Origin of the sequence: Nocardioides palaemonis (genome assembly GCF_018275325.1) — a bacterium.
Classification (GTDB): domain Bacteria; phylum Actinomycetota; class Actinomycetes; order Propionibacteriales; family Nocardioidaceae; genus Nocardioides; species Nocardioides palaemonis.
Genome location: NZ_JAGVQR010000001.1, coordinates 1319280 through 1341270, shown reverse-complemented (window position 1 = coordinate 1341270; position 21991 = coordinate 1319280). Strand labels below are relative to the sequence as shown.

At 73.4% G+C, this 21991-nt stretch carries 25 protein-coding genes; 8 read left to right on the top strand and 17 right to left on the bottom strand.

The genetic code is table 11. The features are described from left to right. Positions 1 to 13: 13 nt before the first annotated feature. The 8 genes from mutM to KDN32_RS06530 form a co-directional block, all read right to left on the bottom strand. Positions 14 to 922 (bottom strand): bifunctional DNA-formamidopyrimidine glycosylase/DNA-(apurinic or apyrimidinic site) lyase, encoded by a 909-nt coding sequence (gene mutM / locus KDN32_RS06565; RefSeq protein ID WP_211731247.1) that lies wholly within the window; start codon positions 920 to 922, stop codon positions 14 to 16. A gap of 4 nt (positions 923 to 926) precedes the next feature. Beyond that, on the bottom strand, positions 927 to 1709 hold the full coding sequence (rnc, locus tag KDN32_RS06560) for a ribonuclease III (RefSeq protein WP_211731246.1): 783 nt from the start codon (positions 1707 to 1709) through the stop codon (positions 927 to 929). After that, positions 1664 to 1849, bottom strand: a complete 186-nt coding sequence (gene rpmF / locus KDN32_RS06555; protein WP_121138958.1) for a 50S ribosomal protein L32 — start codon at positions 1847 to 1849, stop codon at positions 1664 to 1666. The genes rnc and rpmF overlap by 46 nt, the downstream gene beginning before the upstream one ends. 46 nt (positions 1850 to 1895) lie before the next feature. Next, positions 1896 to 2435 carry a YceD family protein gene (locus KDN32_RS06550; RefSeq protein WP_307853779.1) on the bottom strand — a complete coding sequence of 180 codons (540 nt, stop codon included), beginning with the start codon at positions 2433 to 2435 and terminating at the stop codon, positions 1896 to 1898. 115 nt (positions 2436 to 2550) lie between these two features. Continuing rightward, positions 2551 to 3036: a pantetheine-phosphate adenylyltransferase gene (gene coaD, locus KDN32_RS06545; protein WP_211731244.1), complete on the bottom strand. Its 486-nt coding sequence runs from the start codon at positions 3034 to 3036 to the stop codon at positions 2551 to 2553. A 17-nt stretch (positions 3037 to 3053) separates the two neighbouring features. Then, positions 3054 to 3623 carry a 16S rRNA (guanine(966)-N(2))-methyltransferase RsmD gene (gene rsmD, locus KDN32_RS06540; RefSeq protein ID WP_211731243.1) on the bottom strand — a complete coding sequence of 190 codons (570 nt, stop codon included), beginning with the start codon at positions 3621 to 3623 and terminating at the stop codon, positions 3054 to 3056. 10 nt (positions 3624 to 3633) lie between these two features. Continuing rightward, complete coding sequence (locus KDN32_RS06535; protein WP_211731242.1) at positions 3634 to 5841, bottom strand: ATP-dependent DNA helicase RecG; 2208 nt, start codon at positions 5839 to 5841, stop codon at positions 3634 to 3636. A 17-nt stretch (positions 5842 to 5858) separates the two neighbouring features. Beyond that, complete coding sequence (locus KDN32_RS06530) at positions 5859 to 7529, bottom strand: DAK2 domain-containing protein (protein WP_211731241.1); 1671 nt, start codon at positions 7527 to 7529, stop codon at positions 5859 to 5861. Positions 7530 to 7744: 215 nt separating this feature from the next. Between KDN32_RS06530 and rpmB the strand changes: the two genes are divergently transcribed. Next, a complete protein-coding gene (gene rpmB, locus KDN32_RS06525) occupies positions 7745 to 7930 on the top strand; it encodes a 50S ribosomal protein L28 (RefSeq protein ID WP_056602600.1) in 186 nt (61 codons plus the stop codon). A gap of 83 nt (positions 7931 to 8013) precedes the next feature. Here the strand turns inward: rpmB and KDN32_RS06520 are convergent, their stop codons facing one another. Then, positions 8014 to 8964, bottom strand: coding sequence for a thiamine-phosphate kinase (locus KDN32_RS06520; RefSeq protein ID WP_211731240.1), 951 nt, complete (start codon positions 8962 to 8964; stop codon positions 8014 to 8016). A 117-nt stretch (positions 8965 to 9081) separates the two neighbouring features. On the opposite strand from KDN32_RS06520, the gene KDN32_RS06515 reads away from it, so the two are divergent. Both KDN32_RS06515 and KDN32_RS06510 read left to right on the top strand, forming a co-directional pair. Then, positions 9082 to 9318, top strand: a complete 237-nt coding sequence (locus tag KDN32_RS06515) for an Lrp/AsnC family transcriptional regulator (protein ID WP_211731239.1) — start codon at positions 9082 to 9084, stop codon at positions 9316 to 9318. A 25-nt stretch (positions 9319 to 9343) separates the two neighbouring features. Then, positions 9344 to 9862, top strand: a complete 519-nt coding sequence (locus KDN32_RS06510; RefSeq protein WP_307853778.1) for a DUF3515 domain-containing protein — start codon at positions 9344 to 9346, stop codon at positions 9860 to 9862. A 24-nt stretch (positions 9863 to 9886) separates the two neighbouring features. Here the strand turns inward: KDN32_RS06510 and KDN32_RS06505 are convergent, their stop codons facing one another. Beyond that, entirely contained in the window at positions 9887 to 11020 is a 1134-nt protein-coding gene (locus tag KDN32_RS06505) for a D-alanine--D-alanine ligase family protein (RefSeq protein WP_211731237.1), read from the bottom strand. Positions 11021 to 11052: 32 nt separating this feature from the next. Here KDN32_RS06505 and KDN32_RS06500 point away from each other — a divergent pair, with 32 nt between their 5' ends. The 3 genes from KDN32_RS06500 to KDN32_RS06490 all read left to right on the top strand — a co-directional run bounded on the left by KDN32_RS06500 (position 11053) and on the right by KDN32_RS06490 (position 13513). Beyond that, entirely contained in the window at positions 11053 to 12150 is a 1098-nt protein-coding gene (locus tag KDN32_RS06500) for a trans-sulfuration enzyme family protein (RefSeq protein ID WP_211731236.1), read from the top strand. 197 nt (positions 12151 to 12347) lie between these two features. Then, a complete protein-coding gene (locus KDN32_RS06495; protein ID WP_211731235.1) occupies positions 12348 to 12905 on the top strand; it encodes an RNA polymerase sigma factor in 558 nt (185 codons plus the stop codon). Beyond that, positions 12902 to 13513 (top strand): hypothetical protein, encoded by a 612-nt coding sequence (locus tag KDN32_RS06490; RefSeq protein WP_211731234.1) that lies wholly within the window; start codon positions 12902 to 12904, stop codon positions 13511 to 13513. The genes KDN32_RS06495 and KDN32_RS06490 overlap by 4 nt, the downstream gene beginning before the upstream one ends. Before the next feature lie 86 nt (positions 13514 to 13599). Here KDN32_RS06490 and KDN32_RS06485 read toward each other — a convergent pair whose 3' ends face one another. Both KDN32_RS06485 and KDN32_RS06480 read right to left on the bottom strand, forming a co-directional pair. Next, positions 13600 to 14601 carry an NAD(P)H-dependent glycerol-3-phosphate dehydrogenase gene (locus KDN32_RS06485; RefSeq protein WP_211731233.1) on the bottom strand — a complete coding sequence of 334 codons (1002 nt, stop codon included), beginning with the start codon at positions 14599 to 14601 and terminating at the stop codon, positions 13600 to 13602. Next, positions 14598 to 15377, bottom strand: a complete 780-nt coding sequence (locus KDN32_RS06480) for a lysophospholipid acyltransferase family protein (RefSeq protein ID WP_211731232.1) — start codon at positions 15375 to 15377, stop codon at positions 14598 to 14600. Before KDN32_RS06480 ends, KDN32_RS06485 begins: the two co-directional genes overlap by 4 nt. 141 nt (positions 15378 to 15518) lie before the next feature. Here KDN32_RS06480 and cofC point away from each other — a divergent pair, with 141 nt between their 5' ends. Next, positions 15519 to 16181 (top strand): 2-phospho-L-lactate guanylyltransferase, encoded by a 663-nt coding sequence (cofC, locus tag KDN32_RS06475; RefSeq protein WP_211731231.1) that lies wholly within the window; start codon positions 15519 to 15521, stop codon positions 16179 to 16181. A 32-nt stretch (positions 16182 to 16213) separates the two neighbouring features. Here the strand turns inward: cofC and KDN32_RS06470 are convergent, their stop codons facing one another. From KDN32_RS06470 to leuC, 3 genes are all read right to left on the bottom strand, one after another. Beyond that, positions 16214 to 16915, bottom strand: coding sequence for an HU family DNA-binding protein (locus KDN32_RS06470; RefSeq protein WP_211731230.1), 702 nt, complete (start codon positions 16913 to 16915; stop codon positions 16214 to 16216). Positions 16916 to 17031: 116 nt separating this feature from the next. Beyond that, on the bottom strand, positions 17032 to 17631 hold the full coding sequence (gene leuD / locus KDN32_RS06465; protein ID WP_211731229.1) for a 3-isopropylmalate dehydratase small subunit: 600 nt from the start codon (positions 17629 to 17631) through the stop codon (positions 17032 to 17034). Positions 17632 to 17682: 51 nt separating this feature from the next. Then, positions 17683 to 19095, bottom strand: a complete 1413-nt coding sequence (leuC, locus tag KDN32_RS06460) for a 3-isopropylmalate dehydratase large subunit (protein ID WP_211731228.1) — start codon at positions 19093 to 19095, stop codon at positions 17683 to 17685. Positions 19096 to 19173: 78 nt separating this feature from the next. Here leuC and KDN32_RS06455 point away from each other — a divergent pair, with 78 nt between their 5' ends. Beyond that, positions 19174 to 19896 carry an IclR family transcriptional regulator gene (locus tag KDN32_RS06455; RefSeq protein ID WP_211731227.1) on the top strand — a complete coding sequence of 241 codons (723 nt, stop codon included), beginning with the start codon at positions 19174 to 19176 and terminating at the stop codon, positions 19894 to 19896. A gap of 49 nt (positions 19897 to 19945) precedes the next feature. Here KDN32_RS06455 and KDN32_RS06450 read toward each other — a convergent pair whose 3' ends face one another. Together KDN32_RS06450 and KDN32_RS06445 are read right to left on the bottom strand one after the other, a co-directional pair. After that, on the bottom strand, positions 19946 to 20428 hold the full coding sequence (locus tag KDN32_RS06450) for a methylated-DNA--[protein]-cysteine S-methyltransferase (protein WP_211731226.1): 483 nt from the start codon (positions 20426 to 20428) through the stop codon (positions 19946 to 19948). A gap of 1 nt (position 20429) precedes the next feature. After that, positions 20430 to 21917, bottom strand: coding sequence for a DNA-3-methyladenine glycosylase 2 family protein (locus tag KDN32_RS06445; protein ID WP_211731225.1), 1488 nt, complete (start codon positions 21915 to 21917; stop codon positions 20430 to 20432). Positions 21918 to 21991: the final 74 nt, after the last annotated feature.

Below are 21991 nucleotides of genomic sequence, written 5' to 3'. Positions count from 1 at the left end.
AGGTGGCGGGCGGTCAACGGGGGCCGGCGCGTCGCGTGCCGCGGGGCGGACGCTGGCAGGTCGGGCAGAAGTAGGAGGAGCGGTTCATGAACGCCACCCGGCGGATCGGGGTGCCGCAGCGACGGCACGGCTCGCCCTCGCGGCCGTAGGCGTCGAGGGAGCGGTCGAAGTAGCCGGACTCGCCGTTGACGTTGACGTAGAGCGCGTCGAAGGACGTGCCGCCCTGGGCCAGGGCCTGGCCCATCACGTCGCGGACGTGGCCGAGCAGCTCGCGCAGCACCGGCCCGGTGAGCCGGTCGCCGGGGCGCTCGCCGTGGAGGCGGGCGCGCCACAGGGACTCGTCGGCGTAGATGTTGCCGACCCCGGACACCAGCCCCTGGTCGAGCAGCAGCCGCTTCACGCCCGACGTACGGCGGCGGGCCCGGCGCACGAACTCGTCGTCGTCGAACGCCGCGTCGAGCGGGTCGCGGGCGATGTGGGCGATCTCGGGCGGGAGGTCGGCCCCGCCCGTCGAGACGGCGAGGCCACCGAACATCCGCTGGTCGACGAAGCGCATCTCGAGCCGGCCGGGCGGCGGGACCGGCGACCCGGCACCGACGGGAGCCGTCGGCACGGCGAGGCCGAAGCGGACCCGCAGGTGGCGCTCGTCGGGCGCGCCGGGCTCGTGGAGCAGCATCTGCCCGCTCATGCCGAGGTGGCCGAGCAGGGCGTCCCCGCTGGCGAGGGCCAGCCAGAAGTACTTGCCGCGCCGCCGGACCGCGTCGATGCGCTGCCCGGTCAGCGCGGCCGCGAAGCCCTCCGGGCCACGGGGGTCGCGGCGCACCGGACGCGGGTGCAGGACCTCGACGTCGGTGACGGTGGCGCCCACGACGTGGCGCTCGAGGCCCGCACGGACGACCTCGACCTCGGGGAGCTCGGGCACCGGATCAGGCGTCGGACGCGGCGGCGCCGTCGGCGGCCGCTGCAGCGCCGGCCGCGGGCGCGGCCTGCGTGGCCTTGATCTCGCGGTAGGCGGTCTCGGCGGCGCCCTGCTCGGCCTCCTTCTTGGAGCGACCCTTGCCGTTGCCGAGCACGAGCTCGCCGACGCGCACCCGCGCCACGAAGGTCTTCATGTGGTCCGGGCCGTCGTCCTCGATGAGGTACTCCGGGACGCCGAGGCCGAGGTTGGCCGACAGCTCCTGGAGCGACGTCTTCCAGTCCAGGCCGGCGCCCATGGACGCGGCGGCCTCCATCACCGGGTCGAAGAGGCGGTGGACCACCTTGGCGGCCTCGCCCATCCCCCCGCTGAGGTGGATCGCACCGATCACGGCCTCCACGGTGTCGGACAGGATCGACGCCTTGTCGCGACCGCCGGTGGTCTCCTCGCCGCGGCCCAGCATGATGTGCTGGCCGAGACCGATCTCGCGCGCGACGCCGGCGAGGGCGCGCGCGTTGACCACCGCCGCACGCAGCTTCGCCAGCCGGCCCTCGGAGAAGTCCGGGTGGGCGCGGTAGAGCGTCTCGGTGACCACGACCCCGAGCACCGAGTCGCCCAGGAACTCCAGGCGCTCGTTGGTCGGGATCTGGCCGTTCTCGTAGGCGTACGAGCGGTGGGTCAGGGCACGCTGCAGCAGCTCGGGATCCAGGACCGGATCACCGAGCGCTGCGCGGAGCTCGTCGGTGGTCAGAGGACCTGGCGACGGTCGGCCTTGGCGCCGTACTGGCCGCACGAGCCGCACGCACGGTGCGGGAGGTGCTTGGAGCCGCAGGCGGGGTTGGCGCAGGTCACGAGGGTCGGCGCGACGGCCTTCCACTGCGAACGGCGGTGGCGCGTGTTGCTGCGCGACATCTTCCGCTTCGGAACAGCCATGGTTGTCTCCTGTTGCTTGCGTCCACCGGGGGTACCGGTGAGGTGGTCAGTCCTGGGGGTCCTGCGTGAGCTGCTGCAGCCCGGCCCAGCGGGGGTCGATCGGTGCGTCGTGCGCGTGGTCCGGGTCGTCCGCGAGCCGCGCACCGCACTCGGTGCACAACCCGGGGCAATCGTCCATGCAGAGCGGCTGGAAGGGCAGTGCGAGCACCACCGCGTCCCGCAGCAGTGGCTCGAGGTCGAGCAGGTCGTCGTCCTCGAGCCGGCTGGTCTCGTCGTCCAGGTCGCGGTCGTCGTGCTCCGCGGCCCGGTCGTGCTGGTCGGGGTAGACGTAGAGCTCCTGCAGCGTCACGTGGACCTCGTCCTCGATCGGCTCCAGGCACCGTACGCACTCCCCCTCGAGCGCGGCCGTGGCCGTGCCCGTGAGCAGCACGCCCTCCATGACCGCCTCCAGCCGCAGGTCGAGCTCGACCGGCGCACCTTCGGGGACAGAGAGGACCTCGATACCCAGCTGTGCCGGCGCCGGGACGGAGAGCTCGAGCTCACGCTGGGACCCCGGGCGGCGGCCGAGCTCGCGAGTGTCAAGCACGAGCGGCGCCCTCGGGTCCAGGCTGTTCACAACGAACTCCCACGTCTGGACACCAACACAACCTCGGAATCGTATCCGGCGCTCCACCGGACGGGCAAAACGACTCCCCCGCGCATCACGCGCGCCGCTCGGCCAGCCGGCGCACCAGCTGCTCGCGGACCGCGTCGGGCACGAGGCCGTGGACGTCGCCGCCGAGGGCCGCGACCTCCTTGATCAGGCTGGAGGAGACGAACGCGTTGCCGACCGCGCCGGGCAGGAACACCGTCTCCACCGACGTCAGGTGGGAGTTCATCTGCGCCATCGGCAGCTCGTACTCGTAGTCGCCGGCGCCCCGCAGGCCCTTGACGATCGCGACCGCGTCGATCTCGCGGCAGAAGTCCACGATCAGGCCGTCGAAGCCCGAGACCCGCACGTTGGGCAGGGACGCGGTCGCCTCCTCGAGCATCGCGATCCGCTCGTCGGGCGTGAAGAGCCGGTTCTTGCTCATGTTGACGCCGGTCGCGACGACCACCTCGTCGAAGAGGCGCGCGGCGCGGCCGATGATGTCGAGGTGACCGGTGGTGACGGGGTCGAAGGAGCCGGGGCAGACAGCGCGGCGCACGGTCGTTCCTTCCGGGGTCAGGGGGCCGGGGTGGCGTGACCGTACCAAAGCGCGGTCTCGCCGTAGCGCTTCGTCCGGTCGGCCTCGATCCCGTCGGGCCACCGCACCTCGCTGCGCTTCGCGGCGCGCTCCACCACGACGAGCGCCCCGGGCACCAGCCACCCGTGGGTCACCAGGGAGGTCAGGTCGGCGGCCACCTCGTCGTCCGCGAGGGGGTAGGGCGGGTCGGAGAAGACCACGTCGTAGGGCGCGGCCGGCGGTCGCTGGAGCACGCCGGCGACCGCGCCGGCGACGACGTTGGCGCGGCCGAAGCCGAGCGCGGCGGCGTTGCGGCTGATGAGGGCGGCCGTACGCCGGTCCTGCTCCACGAGCGTCACCACCCCGGCCCCGCGCGACCAGGCCTCCAGGCCCACCGCACCCGACCCGGCGTAGAGGTCGAGGAACCGCAGCCCGTCGAGCGACCCGGTGCGCGACTCGATCGCCGAGAACAGGGCCTCGCGCACCCGGTCGCTGGTGGGACGCGTCGTCTGGCCGCGCGGCGTCTCGAGACGGCGACCCCCCGCCGTTCCCCCGATGATGCGAGTCATCTCGTCGCGCTCAGCCCTTCTCCATGAATCCCGACGCTGCGGATCGTTCGACCTCGGCGACCACCGCGGCCAGGTCCGGGGCCTGCCCCAGCCCGGGATCCTCGGAGAGTAGTGCCTCCGCGGCCTCCCTGGCACGCTCGATGGTCTTCTCGTCGCGCAGCACCCGCAGGGACACCAGGCTCGAGCGGAAGCCCGACTGGCTGGCGCCGAGCACGTCACCCTCACGGCGCTGCTCGAGGTCGACGCGACTGAGCTCGAAGCCGTCGGTGGTGGCGGCGACCGCGTCGAGCCGCTCGCGCGCAGGGGTGCCGATCTCGGCGTGGGAGACCAGCAGGCAGAGCCCCGGGAGGCCGCCGCGACCCACCCGGCCGCGCAGCTGGTGGAGCTGGGAAACGCCGAACCGGTCGGCGTCGAGCAGCACCATGGTGGTGGCGTTGTGGACGTCGACACCCACCTCGATCACGGTGGTGGAGACCAGCACGTCGACCTCGCCCGCGGCGAAGGCCCGCATCGTGCGCTCCTTCTCGTCGGGGGCGAGCCGCCCGTGCAGGACCGCGGTGCGGAGCCCGGCGAGCGGACCGGACGACAGCTCCGCGTGCACCTCCTCGACGGCGGCCAGGGCTCGCTTCGGCGCGACCTCCTTGCCGTCCTCGTCGAGGTCGACCTGGTCGCGCTCGCCCTCCTCCCCCGCGTCGCCGGAGATCCGGGGGCACACGACGTAGACCTGGTGGCCCTTCTCCACCTCCTCGCGGGCGCGCTGCCACACCCGGTCGATCCAGGCCGGCTGGTCGGCCAGCGGCACGACCGAGGTCTGGATCGGGGCGCGGCCCGCGGGCAGCTCGGCGAGCACGGAGGTCTCGAGGTCGCCGAAGACGGTCATCGCGACGGTGCGCGGGATCGGCGTCGCGGTCATCACGAGCACGTGGGGCGGTGAGCCCGCCTTGTCGGTGAGCGCGGCGCGCTGCTCGACGCCGAAGCGGTGCTGCTCGTCGACGACGACCAGGCCGAGGTCGGCGAACTCGACGCGGTCCTCGAGCAGGGCGTGGGTGCCGATCACGATCCCCGCCTCGCCGGTGACGATCCGCAGCATCGCCTCCTGGCGGGCGGCCTTGCCCATCGACCCGGTGAGCAGCACGACGCCGGTCGCCTCGGCGGCGCCCCCGAGCATGCCGCCCTGAGCCAGGTCGCCGAGCATCGCGCTGATCGAGCGGTGGTGCTGCTGGGCGAGCACCTCGGTGGGCGCCAGCAGCGCCGCCTGGCCGCCGGCGTCGACGACCTGGAGCATGGCGCGCAGGGCGACCAGCGTCTTGCCGGAGCCGACCTCGCCCTGCAGCAGGCGGTTCATCGGGTGGTCGCGCGCGAGCTCCGCGGCGACCTCCTCGCCCACCTGGCGCTGGCCGTCGGTGAGGGTGAACGGCAATTTCGCGTCGAAGGCGTCGAGGATGCCGCCCGAGCGGGCCGGACGCGACTGGGCGCCCTGGGCGCGGTGCGCCGCGCGGCGGCGGGCGAGCACCAGCTGGAGCACCAGCGCCTCCTCGAAGCGGAACCGCTTCTGGGCCGCGCCGAGCTGCCCCCACTCGTCGGGCGCGTGGATCCACCGCAGCGCCTGCATGATCCCGAGCAGGTCGAAGCGCTCGCGCAGCTCGGGGGTGAAGACGTCGGGCACGCCGGTCACCAGGTCGAGGGCGACGGAGACGACCTTCTGCAGGTCCCAGGTGTAGAGCTTGGCGGTCAGCGGGTAGACCGGTATGAGCTTGCTCAGCATCACGCCCTCCTCCCCGTCGAGGGCGAAGCCGTGGGCCTGCTCGAGCTGCCAGCTCTCGCGGAACAGCTTGGCCTTGCCGGTGAAGATCGCGCGGCTGCCGGAGCGGAACTCGCCCTCGTGGCGCTCGGCGAGCGCCTGGTAGGGGCTGAACAGCGTCACCGAGAAGTCGGGGCCGTCGGTGCGCAGCCGGATCGTCGTACGCCACTGGCGGCGGTTGCCGGCGGTGAACGGTGCGCTGGAGCACGAGCGCACCTCGCCCACGATGGTCAGCTGGTCGCCGACCGCCGGGGTCGCCACCTCCGAGAGCTCGGTGGCCTCGACGTAGCGCCGCGGGAAGTGGCGCAGCAGGTCGCCCACGGTGCGCAGGCCGAGGCCCTCCTCGGCGAGCTTGCGCTTCTTGTGGTGGTTGCCGAAGACAGCGGCGAGCGGGCTGTCCGGGGTGATCGCGACCATGGCAGATGCCTACCCGCTCACTCCACGCTGACCAGCAGCGGGTAGCGGGGCTGCCCGCCCTCGTGGACCGCGACGTCGACGTGCGGGTGCCGCTCCTCGACGTGGGCGGCGAGCCGCTCGGCGAGGTCCGAGCCGCCCTCCCCCGCGACGACCGTCACGAGCTCACCGCCGCCGGCGAGGAGGCGTTCGAGCACGTCGCAGGCGACGTCGTGCAGGTCGGACCCGACGACCGCGAAGTCGCCGGCGATGACGCCCAGCGCGTCGCCGGGCTCGCACGGGCCGGCCATCGTGATCGCGCGGCGCGCCGCGACCGTCACCGCGCCGTGGCGGGCGTGGCGGGCGGTCGCGGTCATCTCGCGCACGTCAGCGTCGAAGGCGCGGCCGGGCTCGTGCACGGAGATCGCGGCCAGCCCCTGCACCTGCGCCTGGGTCGGGATCACCTCGACGACGACGTCGTGCTCGGCCTCCGCGGTGCGCGCGGCGATCTCGGCCGCGCGCACGGTGTCGGCGTCGTTGGGCAGCACCACGACCTCGCTCGCACCGCAGGCGACGATCGCCTCCAGCAGCTGGCCGGTGGAGGGACGCTGCCCGGGGCCTCCCGGCACCACGACCGCCCCGGCGGAGCCGAACAGCTCGGCCAGGCCCGGCCCGGCCGCCACCGCGACCACGCGACGACCATCGCGGGTCGGGACCCGCTGGCGGGTCGCGGCCACCTGCTCGGCGAAGTGGGTCACCCGGATCCGGTGCGGCCGACCGGCGGCGATGCCGGCCTCGACGGCGGCGCCGACGTCGTCGACGTGCACGTGGACGTTCCAGAGCCCGTCGCCGCCCACGACCACGAGGCTGTCGCCGAGCGGCCCGAGGGTGGCCCGCAGCGCGTCCACCGCGGCGACCTCGGCCTCCGGGTCGGGCGCCGCGGTCGTGTCGAGGAGGTACATCACCTCGTAGGCGGGACCCTCGGCGGTGAGGTCCTCGCCCGGCTCGGCGTGGAACGGGCGCGGGATGGCGTGGGTGCCGATCGGGACGGTGTAGGGGGCGGGCCGGCGACCGGTGGCGGTGGTCTCGACGGCGTCGAGCACGACGGTCAGCCCGCGTCCGCCCGCGTCGACCACCCCGGCCTGGGCGAGGACGGGGAGCTGCTCGGGCGTACGGCCCAGCGCGGTCCGTGCGGCCGCGGCGGCGGCGGTGAAGACGTCACGCGCGCGGGCGCCGGGCCGGGCGGCGGTGGCGAGCGCGGCGTCGGACGCGGCGCGCGACACGGTGAGGATGGTGCCCTCGACCGGCGTCCCGACGGCGGCGTAGCTCGCGTCGGTGGCGGCCACCAGCGCCTCGGCGACCGTCTGCGCGCGGCGGTCGTCGAGCCCGGCCGCGGCGAGGTGGCCGACGTAGGCCCGCAGCATCTGGCTCAGGATCACCCCGGAGTTGCCGCGCGCCCCCATCAGCGCCGCCCGGGCCAGCAGCGCCATGCCCGCGGCGAGGTCGAGGTCGGGGTCCGCCGACCGGGCCTCGCGCAGCGCGTCGCGCGCCGCCGAGACGGTGAGGAACATGTTGGTGCCGGTGTCGCCGTCGGGGACCGGGTAGACGTTGAGCGCGTCGATCTCCTCGCGTGCCGCCGACAGCGCGTCGGTGGCGATGTCGACGAACCGGGCGACCGCGTCCAGGGTGATGCCGTGGGTGACTGGCTCCATCGAGTCGGTGTGCTCCCGGGGTCGGTGCAGGTGCGTCTGCAGGGTCGTGCGGCGTACGGTGTGGTGCGCGCCACAGGGTAGTGCCCGCCGGGGACGCCCCTTCCGATTTCATCTCCTCGACGGACCTCGGCTAGTCTGGCGCGGTTGCCTTCGGGCGGCCTCGTGCCGTCCGTGGAGCATCCAAGACATCAACCTCGAACGGATCGGAGTGCACGGTGGCTGCCGTCTGCGACATCTGCGCCAAGAAGCCGGGCTTCGGAAACAACCGTCCCTGGTCGCGCAAGATCACGAAGCGTCGCTTCAACCCCAACATCCAGCGCGTCCGGGCGACCGTGAACGGCACGCCCAAGCGCCTCAACGTCTGCACCGGCTGCCTCAAGGCCGGCAAGGTCTCCCGCTGACCTGATCCAGACCGCCTACGTCGCCCCCGTCGCTGATCGCGGCGGGGGCTTCGTCGTTCCCCGTCAGGCGGCTCGGCGCGACCTCAGAAGTGCGTCCACCCCGTCGGACCGTCGTGGGGCGCGCCGTCGACCGTAACGCCCTCGCCCTCGCGCACCTCGCCGACGACCTGCCAGCCGGCGGGCACGCTGCCCGCGTCGGGGAAGGTCGCGAGCAGCGCGTGGTCGTCGCCGCCGGACAGGATGAACTGCATCGGGTCGGCGCCGAGCGCGGCGCCGACGGCCTGGAGCGGCTCGGGCACCTCGAACGCGCCGGTGCGTACGTCGATCGCCACCCCGCTCGCGTCGGCCAGGTGGCCGGCCTCGGCGAGCAGGCCGTCGGAGACGTCGATGAGCGCGGTGGCGCCGGCCTCGGCGGCCTCGCGCCCGGCGGCGTAGGGCGGCTCCGGGCGGCGGTAGGCCTCGACCAGCGCCCGCGGCGAGCGGAAGCCGCGCCCGAGGACCGCCAGGCCGCCGGCCGCCCAGCCCTGGCGCCCGGCGAGCGCGAGCACGTCGCCGGGGCGGGCGCCCGAGCGCAGCACCGGTGCCTGCGTGCACTGGCCGATGACCGTGACGGCGATGACCACCTGGTCGGCGCGCGTCACGTCTCCCCCGACGACCGTCGCGCCGACGCTGGCGCACTCCGCCGCGAACCCGCGGGCGAAGTCGAGCGCCCACGCGACGGGGAGGTCGGCCGGGGCGGCGAGACCGATGGTGAGGTGGCGCGCGGTGCCGCCCATGGCGTTGATGTCGGAGAGGTTCTGCGCGGCCGCGCGGTGGCCGACGTCGACCGCGTCGGCCCAGTCCCGGCGGAAGTGCCGGCCCTCGACCATGAGGTCGGTGGAGACGACCACGTGGCCGTGCCTGATCCGCAGCACCGCGGCGTCGTCACCGGGTCCCACGAGCACGTTCTCGTCGCCGGCGAAGAGCTCCACGAGCTGGGAGATCAGGCCGAACTCACCTGCGTCGCCGAGCGTTGCATCCGGTGTCGTCGCCATGGACCCATCCCACCAGACCGGGTCGGTGACCACTGTCGCGCATCCCCTGTCGGGCCGCCCGCGCGGCGCGGTAGGTTGATCCGGTCACACCCGCTGAACGAGACCGAGGAGTCCACGATGGTCGTCCAGGCCTACATCCTGATCCAGACCGACGTCGGCAAGGCTGCCGAAGTTGCCCGCGAGATCGCCCAGGTCAACGGCGTCACCCTCGCCGAGGACGTCACCGGTCCCTACGACGTGATCGTGCGCGCCGAGGCGAAGAACGTCGACGAGCTCGGCAAGCTCGTGGTGTCGAAGGTCCAGAACCTCGAGGGCATCACCCGCACCCTGACCTGCCCGGTCGTCCACATCTGAGCCACCGCGCTCACCCGCACCACCTGTGAACCACCGCCGACGCCCCGGTCCGACCACGGCCCGGGGCGTCGTCGCGTCCTGTGGCGTGGTGGCAGCCGTCTGCCTGCTGCTGGCCGCCTGCTCCCCCGGCGTGCCGCAGGTGGAGGCGTACGAGCTCTCCGCCGCCGACCGCGACGCGTGCGAGGCGCTGGTCGCCGACCTCCCGGACAGCCTCGCCGGCGAGGACCGGCGCGACGTCGAGCCCGCCGACGCGCTCGGCGCCGCGTGGGGCGACCCGGCCTACGTCCTGACCTGCGGGGTCCCGGAGCCCGACGACTACGAGCCCACGGCCGAGTGCAGCATCGTGAAGGGCGTGGGCTGGTGGATCCCTGCGGACCAGCAGTCCGACCCCGAGGACGACGCGACCGTCGTCGCGCTGACCCGCTCGCCGTACCTCTCGCTCGAGGTGCCGGCCGAGCACCGGCTCGCCGGCCTCGACCGCGCCCTCACCGAGCTCGGCCCGCTGCTGCGCGAGCACCTCGGCGCGGGGCTCGACTGCCTCTGACGCCGGTCGGGACGCCGCTCCGGCTCAGCGCAGCCCGGTGTCGCGGCGCAGCGCGAGCTGGACGAGCCGGTCGACCAGCTCGGGGTAGGCGAGGCCCGAGGCCGCCCACATCTGCGGGTACATCGAGGTCGGCGTGAAGCCGGGCATCGTGTTGAGCTCGTTGATCACCAGTGAGCCGTCGGGCATCACGAAGAAGTCGACGCGGGCCAGGCCCTCGCACGACAGCGCCTCGAAGGCCCGCACCGCCATCGCGCGCAGCTCCTGCTCGGTCGCGGCCGGCAGGTCGGCGGGGATGTCGATCTCGGTGTGCTGGTCGGCGAGGTACTTGGCCTCGAAGTCGTAGAACTCGTGGTCGCCGCCAGTGCGGACCTCGCCGGGCCGCGAGGTCTCCGGCGGTCCCTCGAGGGTGCCGAGCACGCCGCACTCGACCTCGCGGGCTCCCTCCATCGACTGCTCGACGAGCACCTTCGGGTCGTGGCGGAACGCCTCCTCGAGCGCGTCCGCGACCTCGGAGGCGTCGTGGACCTTGCTGATGCCCATGCTCGACCCGGCGCGGGCCGGCTTGGCGAAGGACGGGAAGCCGAGCGCCTCGACCCGCGCACGGACGCCGCCCGGGTCCTGCTCCCACTCGGTGCGGGTGACGACGATCCCGGGCGTGACGGGCAGGCCGGCGGCCTGCAGGACGACCTTCATGTAGGCCTTGTCCATCCCGATCGCCGAGGCGAGGACGCCGGAGCCGACGTAGCGGACGCCGGCCATCTCGAGCATCCCCTGCAGGGTGCCGTCCTCACCCCACGGACCGTGCAGCAGCGGGAAGACCACGTCGACCTCGCCGATGACCGACGGCACCGCGGTCGGCTCGGCGACCACCAGGTCGGTGCCGGTGGTGGCCGACATCAGCGCGACCGGCGACCGGTCGGCGTCGACGGTCGGCAGGTGGGCGCCGCGGATCGCGAGGCGCGACGGCTCGTCGGCCTCGAGCACCCAGCGGCCGTCGGTGGCGATGCCGACCGGCACCACGTCGTAGGCCTCGCGGTCGATCGCGGCCAGCACGCTGCCCGCCGTCACGCACGAGATGCCGTGCTCGGAGGAGCGCCCGCCGAACACGACGGCGACGCGGGGCTTGCGCGGGGTGGTGCCAGGGGAGGTGTCGTTCATCGGCACGACCCTATCCACCTACGCTGGCGCCCATGGTTGCAGACCCGACGCACGGCTCGTCCCCCACGCCCGGCCTCCGGCTGAGCACCCTCGCGGTGACCGCGGGACGTCCTGACAAGACCCCGGACGCGCCGTTCAACACCCCGATCACGATGGCCGCCACCTACGTCGCCGGCGGCGACGTCGAGTACGGCCGCTACGGCAACCCGACGTGGACGGCGCTCGAGGACGCCCTCGGCGCGCTGGAGGGCGGCCGGTGCCTGACCTTCGCGTCCGGGCTGGCCGCGGTCGCGACCGTCCTCGACCTCGTCGGCGCGGACGCCAAGGTGGTGGTCCCGCGCCACGCCTACACCGGCACGATCATGCAGCTCGCCGACCTCGAGGCCCGCGGTCGCCTGCGCGCCGAGCTGGTCGACGTCACCGACACCGAGGCGATGGTCGCGGCGTGCGCCGACGCGGCGCTGGTGTGGCTGGAGTCGCCGACCAACCCGGCGCTCGAGGTCGCCGACATCGCGACGATCACCGCGGCGGCCCACGAGGCCGGGGCCTACGTCGTCGTCGACAACACCTTCGCCACCCCCCTGCTGCAGCGCCCGCTGGAGCACGACGTGGACCTCGTCGTGCACTCCGCGACCAAGTACCTCGCCGGGCACTCCGACGTGCAGATGGGCGCGATCCTCACCCGCGACGACGAGCTCCACGCCGTGCTGAAGGGCCGCCGCGACCTCGTCGGCGCGATCCCGGGCCCGTTCGAGGCGTGGCTGACGCTGCGCGGTCTGCGCACCCTCCACCTGCGCGTCGAGCGGGCCCAGGCAAACGCGCAGGAGCTGGTCCGCCGCCTCGGCGAGCACCCCGCCCTGTCCGAGGTCCGCTACCCCGGCTTCGGCGGCATCGTCAGCATCGTGCTCGCCCAGGGCGAGATGGCCGCCGACCTGCTGTGCCGCAAGACCCGGCTGTGGGTGCACGCCACGTCGCTCGGCGGCGTCGAGTCGACCCTCGAGCGCCGACGCCGCTGGAAGAGCGAGGCGGCCACGATCCCCGACGGGCTGGTCCGCCTCTCCGTCGGCGTCGAGGACGTCGAGGACCTCTGGGACGACCTGCGCGCCGCGCTCGACGGCTGCGTCGGCTGAGCTCGCCGAGTCGGCGCGAATGTGCGCAGGATCGGCGCCGAGTCGGCGCGAACGTCCCGGCTCACGAGGCCGAGTCGGCGCGAATGTCCCGGCTCACGACGCCGAGTCGGCGCGAATGTCCCGGCTCACGACGCCGAGTCGGCGCGAATGTCCTGAGCGGTGTGTAACGGTTGACGCCGGCCCGACGAAGTAGGGGCATGGACCGTCCGCCCGACCTCGCCGCCGTGAGCCGCGACCCCGATGCCTTCGAGGCCTTCTACCGCGAGCACCTGGCGTGGGTACGACGCTTCGTCGCCCGTCGCGTCGACGACCCGCACACCGCGGCGGACCTGACCGCCGACGTCTTCCTGGCGGTCGTCGACGGGGCCGCGGGCTACCGGCCCTCCGCCGGTACGCCGGCCGCCTGGCTGGCGGGCGTCGCGCGCAACGTGGTGGCCGACCACGTCCGTCGCCGGGCACGCGAGGCACGCGCCACCGCGCGGGTGTCCGGTCGTGCGCTGCTCGACGACCAGTCGCTGGAGCGTCTGGCCGACCGCATCGAGGGTGAGCGCATGATGCGGGAGCTCTACCGCTCGCTGGCCGCGCTGCCCGACGGCCAGCGCGCCGTCGTCGAGCTCGTCGCGGTCGACGGGCTCTCCCTCACCGACGCCGCGCACGCGCTCGGCATCTCCCCCGGCGCAGCCCGCGTGCGCTACCACCGGGCGCGCAACCGTCTCCGGGACGCCCTCCCGAGCCCCTTCGAGGTGATCGCATGACCACGACGCACGAGCCCCGACCCGAGCTGGACGCCTTCGAGTCGCGGCTGCTCGCCGAGCTCAGGCGCGAGGTGGTCGCACCGACCCGACGACGACCGCGGCACCGGCTGCTGGCCGCAGCCGCGACAGTCGCCGCCGCGACCGTCGCCGGCGTCGTCGTGGTCCCGGGGCTGGGCCCGACCACGGCGTACTCGGTGCAGGAGGGCAACGCCGGCGAGGTCGAGGTGGAGATCCGGCGCCCCGACGACGCCGCCGGGCTGGAGCGGGCGCTGGCGGAGCACGGCATCGCGGCTGACGTGACATACCTGCCGGACCTCCGGACCTGCGCCGCCGGACGATTCACGAAGGTCGACCGCGAGGTCGGCATGCGGATCAGGATCGGTGACGACCTGGTCCGCGTGACGCTCGCCCCGGGCGCAGTCCGGGACGGGGAGACGTTCGTGATGGTGCTGTCCCTCGAGCCGATGACGCAGGAGCAGCTCGACGCGTCGACCGAGGAGGACGGCGTACGAGCGGTCGAGGGCACGATGTCGTCGCTCACCGCCGAGGTCGCGAAGGGGGCGGTCGGCCCGTGCGTGCCGGTCGCTGCGCCCGGCACCGGCGGCTGAGGACATTCGCGCCGACTCGGCGCTGATCCTGGGGACATTCGCGCCGACTCGGCGCTGATCGTGGGGACATTCGCGCCGAGTCGGCGTCAGTGCAGCTCGGGCTTGGTGTCGCGGGCGATGAAGGAGCTCATCATGTCCAGCGCGGTCATCCGGCCCGCGACGACGGCGTCGACCGCCTCGGCGATCGGGGCGTCGACGCCCTCGCGCCGGGCGAGGGCGAGCAGCGAGGTGCAGGACTTGGCGCCCTCGGCGACCTGGCGGGTGCTGGCGTAGATCTCCTCGGTCGTCATGCCCTGGCCGAGCCGCTCGCCGAAGGTGCGGTTGCGCGAGAGCGGCGAGGAGCAGGTCGCGACCAGGTCGCCCAGACCGGCCAGGCCCATGAGGGTCAGCGGGTTCGCGCCCTGAGCGGTCGCGAGCCGCGCGGTCTCGGCGAGGCCGCGGGTGATGACCGACGCCGTGGTGTTGTCGCCGAAGCCGAGGCCGACGGCCATGCCGACCGCGAGGCCGACGACGTTCTTGTAGGCACCGCCGATCTCGCAGCCGAGCACGTCGACGGAGGTGTACGGCCGCCACGACGGGCCGTGGGTGATGGCCTGGACCTGCTTGGCGCGGTCCTCGTCGAGGCAGGCGACGACGGACGCGGCGGGCTCACGGCGCGCGATCTCGCGCGCGAGGTTGGGACCGCTGACGACGGCGATGCGGCGCGGGTCGGCGTCGGTGACCTCGTGGATCACCTCGCTCATCCGCATCAGGGAGCCGAGCTCCACGCCCTTCATCAGCGACACGATCGTCGCCTTCTCCGGCAGCACCGGCGCCCAGGCGGTGAGGTTGTCGCGCAGGGTCTGCGACGGGACGGTCAGCACCACGACGTCCGCGTCGGCGGCGACCTGCTCGGGGTCGGTCGACGCGCTGATCGACGGCGGCAGCTCGATGCCCGGGAGGTAGTCGGTGTTCTCGCGTCGGGTGTTGATGGCGTCGACGACGTCGTCGCGTCGTCCCCACAGCACCACGTCGTTGCCGGCGTCGGCGAGCACCAGCGAGAACGCGGTGCCCCACGAGCCAGCACTGAACACGGCGATCTTGGTCATCGGGTGCGCTTCCTCCTCGCCCGGCGGGCATCGTCGTTCGGGTTGCCGGTCTCGCGGAGACCGCGCTGGCGCGGGTCGAACCGCTCGGCGGGCGCGGTCTCGCCGCGCACGTCCTCGACCAGTCCGGTGATCGCGGCCATGATCCGGTCCGTGGCCGCCGCCGTGGTGGCGGCGCCCTGCGGGGCGGCGACCAGGTCGCTGAGGTCCACCGGGTCGCCCGCCTTCATGGTGATGTTCTTGCGCGGCACCAGCAGCGGCTTCTTGGTGTAGGGCGGCAGGACCTCCTGCGCGCCCCACTGGCCGACCGGGATCACCGGGCAGCCGGTGGCCAGCGCGATGCGGGCCGCGCCGGTCTTGCCCTTCATCGGCCAGAGGTCCGGGTCGCGGGTCAGCGTGCCCTCGGGGTAGATCACGATGCACTCGCCGCGCTGGATGGCGCGCACCGCCGCGTCGTACGCGCCCACCGCGTTGCGGCTCAGCCGCTCGACCGGGATCTGCCCCGCGGAGGTGAGGAAGCCACCGAGGTACTTGTTGGAGAACAGGCCCGACTTCGCGAGGTAGCGCGGCAGCCGGCCGTGGTCGTAGAGGAAGTGCGCGGAGAGCAGCGGGTCGACGTGGGAGATGTGGTTGATCGCGACGATGCAGCCGCCGGTGGCGGGGATCTTCTCGCCGTCGATCCAGGTGCGAGACGTGGCGGAGAGCAGGGTCGGCTTGAGGATCACCGCCGCGACCGTCATGGCCCAGCCGCGCTTCTGCTCGAGCTTGCGGACGCGCACCCGTCTCCCCTCCCGGACCGAGGGTTCGGTCCAGCTCCCGGGCTGCGCCCGCGACGCGCCGTGCGTCGCGAGCAGGCTACTCGGTCCCACCGGCGCGGGGTCCGCACCGGCACGCTGGTGGGCGGTGGGAGGATCGGCGCGATGAACCAGGATCCCGTGCCCCCGTCCTGCGTGGTCGTCGTCCCCGTCAAGCCGCCGACGCGCGGGAAGTCCCGGCTCGTCGGCCTCGACGACGAGCAGCGACGGTCGCTGGCCGAGGCGTTCGCCCTCGACACGGTCGCGGCCGCCCGTGCGGCGTCGCGGGTGCAGGCCGTGCTCGTGGTGACCGACGACTTCCGCCTGGCTGCCGCGCTGCGGGCGCAGGGCTGCGAGGTCGTGCCCGACGGAGTCAGCGAGGACCTCAATGCCACCCTGGTCCAGGGCGCGGCCGAGGTCGAGCGACGCTGGCCCGGAGCCGTCCCGGTCGCGCTGTGCGCCGACCTGCCGGCCCTGCGCGCCGACGAGCTGGACGCGGTGCTCGCCGAGGTCGTCGAGCAGGTCTCACGCGGCCGGGCGACCTTCGTGCGCGACCGTGCCGGCACCGGTACGACGCTGTACGCCGCCACCAGCGCGGCGTTCGCTCCCTCCTTCGGGACCGGGTCGGCCGAGCGGCACGCTTCCGGCGGGGCAGCCGAGGTCGGTGCCGAGCGGGACAGCCTCCGCGCCGACGTCGACGACCTCGTCGACCTCGGGGTCGCCATGGTGCTGGGCCTGGGCGAGCACACCGCCCGGGCAAGCGGAAGGCGGGCCACCCACCAGGGGTGACCCGCCTCCGACGATCCGCGGACTGCCGAGGATCAGGACTTCTTCGCGGTCTTCTTGGCCGGAGCCTTCTTCGCCGGCGCCTTCTTGGCCGCTGTGGTCGTGGCCGCGGCCTTCTTCGCCGGCGCCTTCTTGGCGGCGGTCGTCTTCGCGGCGGTCGTCCTCGCGGCCGACGTCTTCTTGGCCGGGGCGGCCTTCTTCGTGCTCGTCTTCTTGGCCGGCGCGGACTTCGTCGCGCTGGACTTCTTCGTGGCGGTCGACTTCGTGGCGGTCTTCTTGGCCGGGGTGGCCTTCTTCGCGCTCGTCTTCTTGGCCGGAGCCGACTTCGAGGCGGTCGACTTCGTGGTGGTCTTCTTGGCCGGGGTCGACTTCGTGGCCGCACCGGTCACCGCGGCTGCCGCAGCGCGCACGCTGGCGGGCGGCTTGGGCATGGTCGCTGCGGTGAGCTTGGGCAGCTTCTTCGCACCCGAGATGACGTCCTTGAGCTCCTTGCCGGCGGAGAACTTCGGCACGGCCTTCTTCTTGGACTTCATCCGCTCGCCGGTCTGCGGGTTGCGGACCCAGCGCGCGTTGCGCACCGCCTTCTCGAACGAGCCGAAGCCCGTGATGGCGACCTTCTCGCCCTTGGCCACCTCACGGGTGATGGTGTCGAGCACCGACTCCAGTGCGTGGGCCGCCTGCTTGCGGTTCCCCTCGTAACGCGCGGCGAGCGCGTCGATGAGCTCTGTCTTGTTCACTAGCTTCCCTTCCAATGAACCCTGGACGCCGAGCTCGTGCTCGACCCTCTGCTGGGCACGCTAGGCACAAGGAAGGGTGAGGACAATCACCATCGGCCCTCTTTGTGGCGGTTTTTTCAAGCAGTGACAGGCTTCCACGACTGTCGGCCCGACTCGAACGCGACGATGTCGTCCTCGTGGCCGAGGGTGATGCCGATGTCGTCGAGGCCCTCGAGCAGCCGCCAGCGGGTGTAGTCGTCGATGTCGAAGGAGTCCTCGACCGCGTCCTTGCCGGCGCCCGCGCGCACCGTGCGGCTCTCGAGGTCGACGGTGACCTCACCGCCCGGGTGGTCCTCGAGCCAGTCCCACAGGCGCTGCACGACCTTCTCGTCGACCTGGGCGGCGAGCAGTCCGGCCTTGCCGGCGTTGCCGCGGAAGATGTCGGCGAAGCGGGACGAGATGACCACCTTGAAGCCGTAGTTCTGCAGGGCCCACACGGCGTGCTCGCGCGAGCTGCCCGTGCCGAAGTCGGGGCCGGCGACGAGCACCGAGCCGGAGGCGTACGTCGGGTCGTTGAGCACGAAGCCCGGGTCGCCGCGCCAGGCCGCGAACAACCCGTCCTCGAAGCCCGTGCGGGTCACGCGCTTGAGGTAGGCCGCCGGGATGATCTGGTCGGTGTCGACGTTGCTGCGCTTGAGCGGGACGCCGATGCCGGTGTGGGTGGTGAACGTGTCCATCAGCTGAGGCTCCTGGTCCGAAGTGGTTTCGAGGATCGCTGCGCTCGCACCTCAACCACCGAGTGGCGTGAGGTCGGCGGGCGAGGAGAGGGTGCCGCGCACGGCGGTGGCGGCCGCGACCGGCACGGACACGAGGTGCGTACGACCGCCCTTGCCCTGGCGTCCCTCGAAGTTGCGGTTCGACGTCGAGGCACTGCGCTCACCGGGCGCGAGCTGGTCGGGGTTCATGCCCAGGCACATCGAGCAGCCCGCGCCGCGCCACTCGGCGCCGGCGGCGAGGAAGACCTTGTCGAGTCCCTCCGCCTCGGCCTGGAGGCGTACGCGCACCGAGCCGGGCACCACGAGCAGGCGGGTGTCGTCGGCGACGTGCCGACCCTCGAGGATGGAGGCCGCCAGTCGCAGGTCCTCGATCCGGCCGTTGGTGCACGAGCCGACGAAGACGGTGTCGACCTTGACCTCGCGCAGCGGGGTGCCGGCCTCGAGACCCATGTACTGCAGGGCCTTCTCCGTCGCCACCTTGTCGTTGGGCTCGTCGAAGTCGTCCGGGCTCGGGACGGTGGCGCCCAGTGGCGCGCCCTGCCCGGGGTTGGTGCCCCACGTGACGAACGGCGTCATCGTGGAGGCGTCGAGCACGATTTCCTCGTCGAAGACGGCGTCGTCGTCGGTGCGCAGGGTCTTCCAGTGCGCGACGGCGGCGTCCCAGTCCGCGCCCTTCGGCGCCTCGGGCTTGCCCTCGATGTAGTCGAAGGTCGTCTGGTCCGGCGCGATCATCCCGGCCTTGGCGCCCCACTCGATCGACATGTTGCAGACCGTCATCCGGCCCTCCATCGAGAGCTCCTCGATGGCCTGGCCGCGGTACTCCACGACGTAGCCCTGACCGCCGCCGGTGCCGGTGTGGGTGATCAGCGTGAGGACGAGGTCCTTGGCCGTGACGCCCTCGGGCAGGCTGCCGTTGACGGTCACGGCCATCGTCCTGGGCCGCGCCTGGGTCAGCGTCTGGGTGGCGAGCACGTGCTCGACCTCGGACGTGCCGATGCCGAAGGCGATCGCGCCGAACGCGCCGTGGGTGGAGGTGTGCGAGTCGCCGCACACGATCGTCATGCCGGGCTGCGTGAGCCCGAGCTGCGGTCCGACGACGTGGACGATGCCCTGCTCGACGTCGCCGAGCGGGTGCAGCCGGACGCCGAAGTCGGCGCAGTTCTTGCGGAGCGTCTCGACCTGCGTGCGGCTCACCGGGTCGGCGATCGGCTTGTCCCAGTCGACCGTCGGGACGTTGTGGTCCTCGGTGGCGAGGGTGAGGTCCGGGCGCCGGACGGTGCGGTTGGCGAGGCGGAGCCCGTCGAACGCCTGCGGCGAGGTGACCTCGTGCAGCAGGTGGAGGTCGATGTAGAGCAGGTCGGGCTCTCCGGCCGCGCTGCGGACGACGTGCTCGTCCCACACCTTCTCCGACAGGGTCTTGCCCATCACGCACTCTCCTTCACCTCGGGCTGTGGGACGACGGTACATCTTGCATCCCACTGGCTGAGATGAGAATATCGGAATATGGACAACGGATCTGGCGTCGGCGTGCTCGACAAGGCGGCCCTCGTGCTCGCCGCTCTGGAGGCGGGACCGGCCACGCTCGCCGGCCTCGTGGCAGGGACCGGACTCGCGCGGCCCACCGCGCACCGGCTCGCCGTCGCCCTCGAGCACCACCGTCTCGTCGCCCGCGACATGCAGGGGCGCTTCGTCCTCGGACCCCGCCTGGCCGAGCTGTCCGCCGCCGCTGGCGAGGACCGCCTGCTGGCCGCCGCCGGCCCGGTGCTCGCGCGGCTGCGCGACATCACCGGCGAGTCCGCCCAGCTGTGGCGCCGCCAGGGCGAGCACCGCGTCTGCGTCGCGGCTGCCGAGCGACCGTCCGGCCTGCGCGACACCATCCCCGTGGGCTCGCAGCTCACCATGAACGCCGGGTCCGCCGCGCAGATCCTGCTCGCCTGGGAGGACCCGGAGCGCATGCACCGCGGCCTCCAGCACGCCGCGTTCTCGGCCACCGCCCTCTCCGGCATCCGCCGCCGGGGCTGGTCGCAGTCGGTCGGCGAGCGCGAGCAGGGCGTCGCCTCGGTGTCCGCCCCGGTCCGCTCCCCCGGCGGCAAGGTGATCGCCGCGGTGTCGGTCTCCGGCCCGCTCGAGCGCCTGTCCCGCCAGCCCGGCCGGATGCACGCGCCTGCCGTGCTCGCCGCGGCCGACCGGCTGTCGGAGTCGCTGCGCCGCGCCGCCGCCGACTGACCGGGCTGGCGCCGCTGCGCATCTCTGAGCGAATCGCTTCGCGATCCGCTCAGAACAAGGCATCCTGCTCGAGCTCGAGCAGCTGCTGCTTGCGCTCGAGGCCGCCGGCGTAGCCGGTGAGGGTGCCGTTGGCGCCGATCACGCGGTGGCAGGGCACGACGATCGGGATCGGGTTGCGCCCGTTGGCCAGGCCGACGGCGCGGGACGCGGCGTTGGTCATCCCGAGCCGGCCGGCGATCTCGCCGTAGGACGCGGTCTCCCCGTAGCCGATCTGGGAGAGCTGGCGCCACACCCGCTGCTGGAAGTCGGTGCCGACCGGCGCGAGCGGCAGGTCGAACGCGGTGAGCCCGCCGTCGAAATACGCGGTCAGCTGGCGCACCGCCTCGGCCAGCACGGGGGCGTCGTCTGCGCGCTCCCCCAGCGGCCGTCCGTCGACCGGCGGCTGGAACGGCGAGAACTCGATCGCGACGATCGCGCCGTCACGCTCCACGATCCGCAGGTCGCCGATGGGCGAGGGCATCACGGTCCACATGTCAGTCATCCTCCACAGTCGGTGCCTCCGGCCCGGTCGCGGGCATCAGCGTGTTCCACAGGTGCATGAGGGCGTACGAGCGCCACGGACGCCAGCGCTCGGCGTCCTCCACGGTGCCGCCGAGGCCGGCGAGCACCTTCTTCACGGCGAGGTCGGTGGGCAGGAAGACGTCGGGGTGCCCGAGGGCACGCATCGCGACGTAGTCGGCCGTCCAGGGGCCGATGCCCGGGAGCTCGAGCAGCGCGCGACGCACGTCGTCGCGGTCGGGCCCGCGGTCCAGCACGACCCGCTCCTCGGCCAGCGCGGCCGCGAGGCCGACCATGGCCCGCCCGCGCGCCCGCGGCATCGGCATCGTCTCCGGATCGACCGCGGCCAGGGTCGTCGCGTCGGGAAACAGGTGGGTCAGGCCCGGGATCCCGGTCTCGACGGGGCGCCCGTGGGCGGCGACGATCCGACCGCCGACGGTGCGCGCACCGGTGACGCTGACCTGCTGCCCGACGACCGTGCGGAACGCGGTCTCGTCGCCGTCGACCTGCCCCGGCACCCGGAGCCCGGGCGTGGCCCGGACGAGCGGGCCGAGGACCGGGTCGGGACGCAGGTGCTCGTCGACGGCGCGGGGGTCGCAGTCGGCATCGAGCAGCCGGCGCACCCGCTCGCTCGCGGCGGCCGTGTCGCGCAGGTCCTGCAGCCGGAACTCGGCGGTGACGAAGCCGGTGCCGGGCTCGGGCAGGTCGACGAGCTCGAGGCGTACGGTCCCGGGCGCGTGCGGCAGGTCGAGCGTGCGGGCGTACCACCCGGGGCCGGCGGCCTCCACACCCGGCACGACGTGGAAGGCGAGGAAGTCGAGCAGGCGGGCGCCGGCGAACGGCGTGCGGACCGGGAGGCGCATCGTCACGGTGCCGTGGGAGTCGGTGCCGCCGCGACGCCCGCGCAGCTCGGACGGTGAGGCGGCGTAGATCTCGCGCAGCGTCTCGTTGAACTGCCGCACGCTCGTGAAGCCGGCCGCGAAGGCGACGTCGGTGAGCGGGAGGTCGGTGGTCTCGATGAGCACCCGCGCGCTCTGCGCCCGGCGCGCGCGGGCCAGCGCGAGCGGCGCGGCACCGAGCTCCTGGGTCAGCAGCCGACCGAGGTGGCGCGGCGTGTAGCCGACCCGACGGGCCAGTCCGTCGACGCCTTCGCGGTCGACGAGTCCGTCGGCGATCAGTCGCATCGCCCGGCCCGCGACGTCCGCGGCGACGTCCCACTCCGGGCTGCCGGGCGTCGCGTCGGGCAGGCACCGCTTGCAGGCGCGGTAGCCGGCGGCGTGGGCGCTGGCCGCGGTGGCGTGGAAGGTGACGTTGCGGGCGGCCGGGGTGCGGGCCGGGCACGAGGGACGGCAGTAGATGCCGGTGGTGCTGACGGCGGTGTAGAACACGCCGTCGAAGCGCCGGTCCCGGCTCTGCACGGCCCGGTAGCAGGAGTCCGGGTCGAGGTGTCCGGTCGGTGTCATGCTCCGATCATGACAATCGCCCGGTCGCCGTACCAGCGGAAAACGGACACGGCGGCCGGGCGGTGTGCGGACGC

What these genes read in the sequence shown, in the direction of transcription:
- leuD (WP_211731229.1), bottom strand. Translation starts at nt 17,631, where the DNA reads ATGGACACGTTCACCACCCACACCGGCATCGGCGTCCCGCTCAAGCGC.
- KDN32_RS06455 (WP_211731227.1), top strand. Translation starts at nt 19,174, where the DNA reads ATGGACAACGGATCTGGCGTCGGCGTGCTCGACAAGGCGGCCCTCGTG.
- KDN32_RS06515 (WP_211731239.1), top strand. Translation starts at nt 9,082, where the DNA reads ATGGTCGTCCAGGCCTACATCCTGATCCAGACCGACGTCGGCAAGGCT.
- leuC (WP_211731228.1), bottom strand. Translation starts at nt 19,095, where the DNA reads ATGGGCAAGACCCTGTCGGAGAAGGTGTGGGACGAGCACGTCGTCCGC.
- rpmF (WP_121138958.1), bottom strand. Translation starts at nt 1,849, where the DNA reads ATGGCTGTTCCGAAGCGGAAGATGTCGCGCAGCAACACGCGCCACCGC.
- KDN32_RS06490 (WP_211731234.1), top strand. Translation starts at nt 12,902, where the DNA reads ATGACCACGACGCACGAGCCCCGACCCGAGCTGGACGCCTTCGAGTCG.
- KDN32_RS06495 (WP_211731235.1), top strand. Translation starts at nt 12,348, where the DNA reads ATGGACCGTCCGCCCGACCTCGCCGCCGTGAGCCGCGACCCCGATGCC.
- KDN32_RS06520 (WP_211731240.1), bottom strand. Translation starts at nt 8,964, where the DNA reads ATGGCGACGACACCGGATGCAACGCTCGGCGACGCAGGTGAGTTCGGC.
- rsmD (WP_211731243.1), bottom strand. Translation starts at nt 3,623, where the DNA reads ATGACTCGCATCATCGGGGGAACGGCGGGGGGTCGCCGTCTCGAGACG.
- KDN32_RS06530 (WP_211731241.1), bottom strand. Translation starts at nt 7,529, where the DNA reads ATGGAGCCAGTCACCCACGGCATCACCCTGGACGCGGTCGCCCGGTTC.
- KDN32_RS06485 (WP_211731233.1), bottom strand. Translation starts at nt 14,601, where the DNA reads ATGACCAAGATCGCCGTGTTCAGTGCTGGCTCGTGGGGCACCGCGTTC.
- KDN32_RS06445 (WP_211731225.1), bottom strand. Translation starts at nt 21,917, where the DNA reads ATGACACCGACCGGACACCTCGACCCGGACTCCTGCTACCGGGCCGTG.
- KDN32_RS06500 (WP_211731236.1), top strand. Translation starts at nt 11,053, where the DNA reads ATGGTTGCAGACCCGACGCACGGCTCGTCCCCCACGCCCGGCCTCCGG.
- KDN32_RS06505 (WP_211731237.1), bottom strand. Translation starts at nt 11,020, where the DNA reads ATGAACGACACCTCCCCTGGCACCACCCCGCGCAAGCCCCGCGTCGCC.
- KDN32_RS06450 (WP_211731226.1), bottom strand. Translation starts at nt 20,428, where the DNA reads ATGTGGACCGTGATGCCCTCGCCCATCGGCGACCTGCGGATCGTGGAG.
- cofC (WP_211731231.1), top strand. Translation starts at nt 15,519, where the DNA reads ATGAACCAGGATCCCGTGCCCCCGTCCTGCGTGGTCGTCGTCCCCGTC.
- KDN32_RS06535 (WP_211731242.1), bottom strand. Translation starts at nt 5,841, where the DNA reads ATGGTCGCGATCACCCCGGACAGCCCGCTCGCCGCTGTCTTCGGCAAC.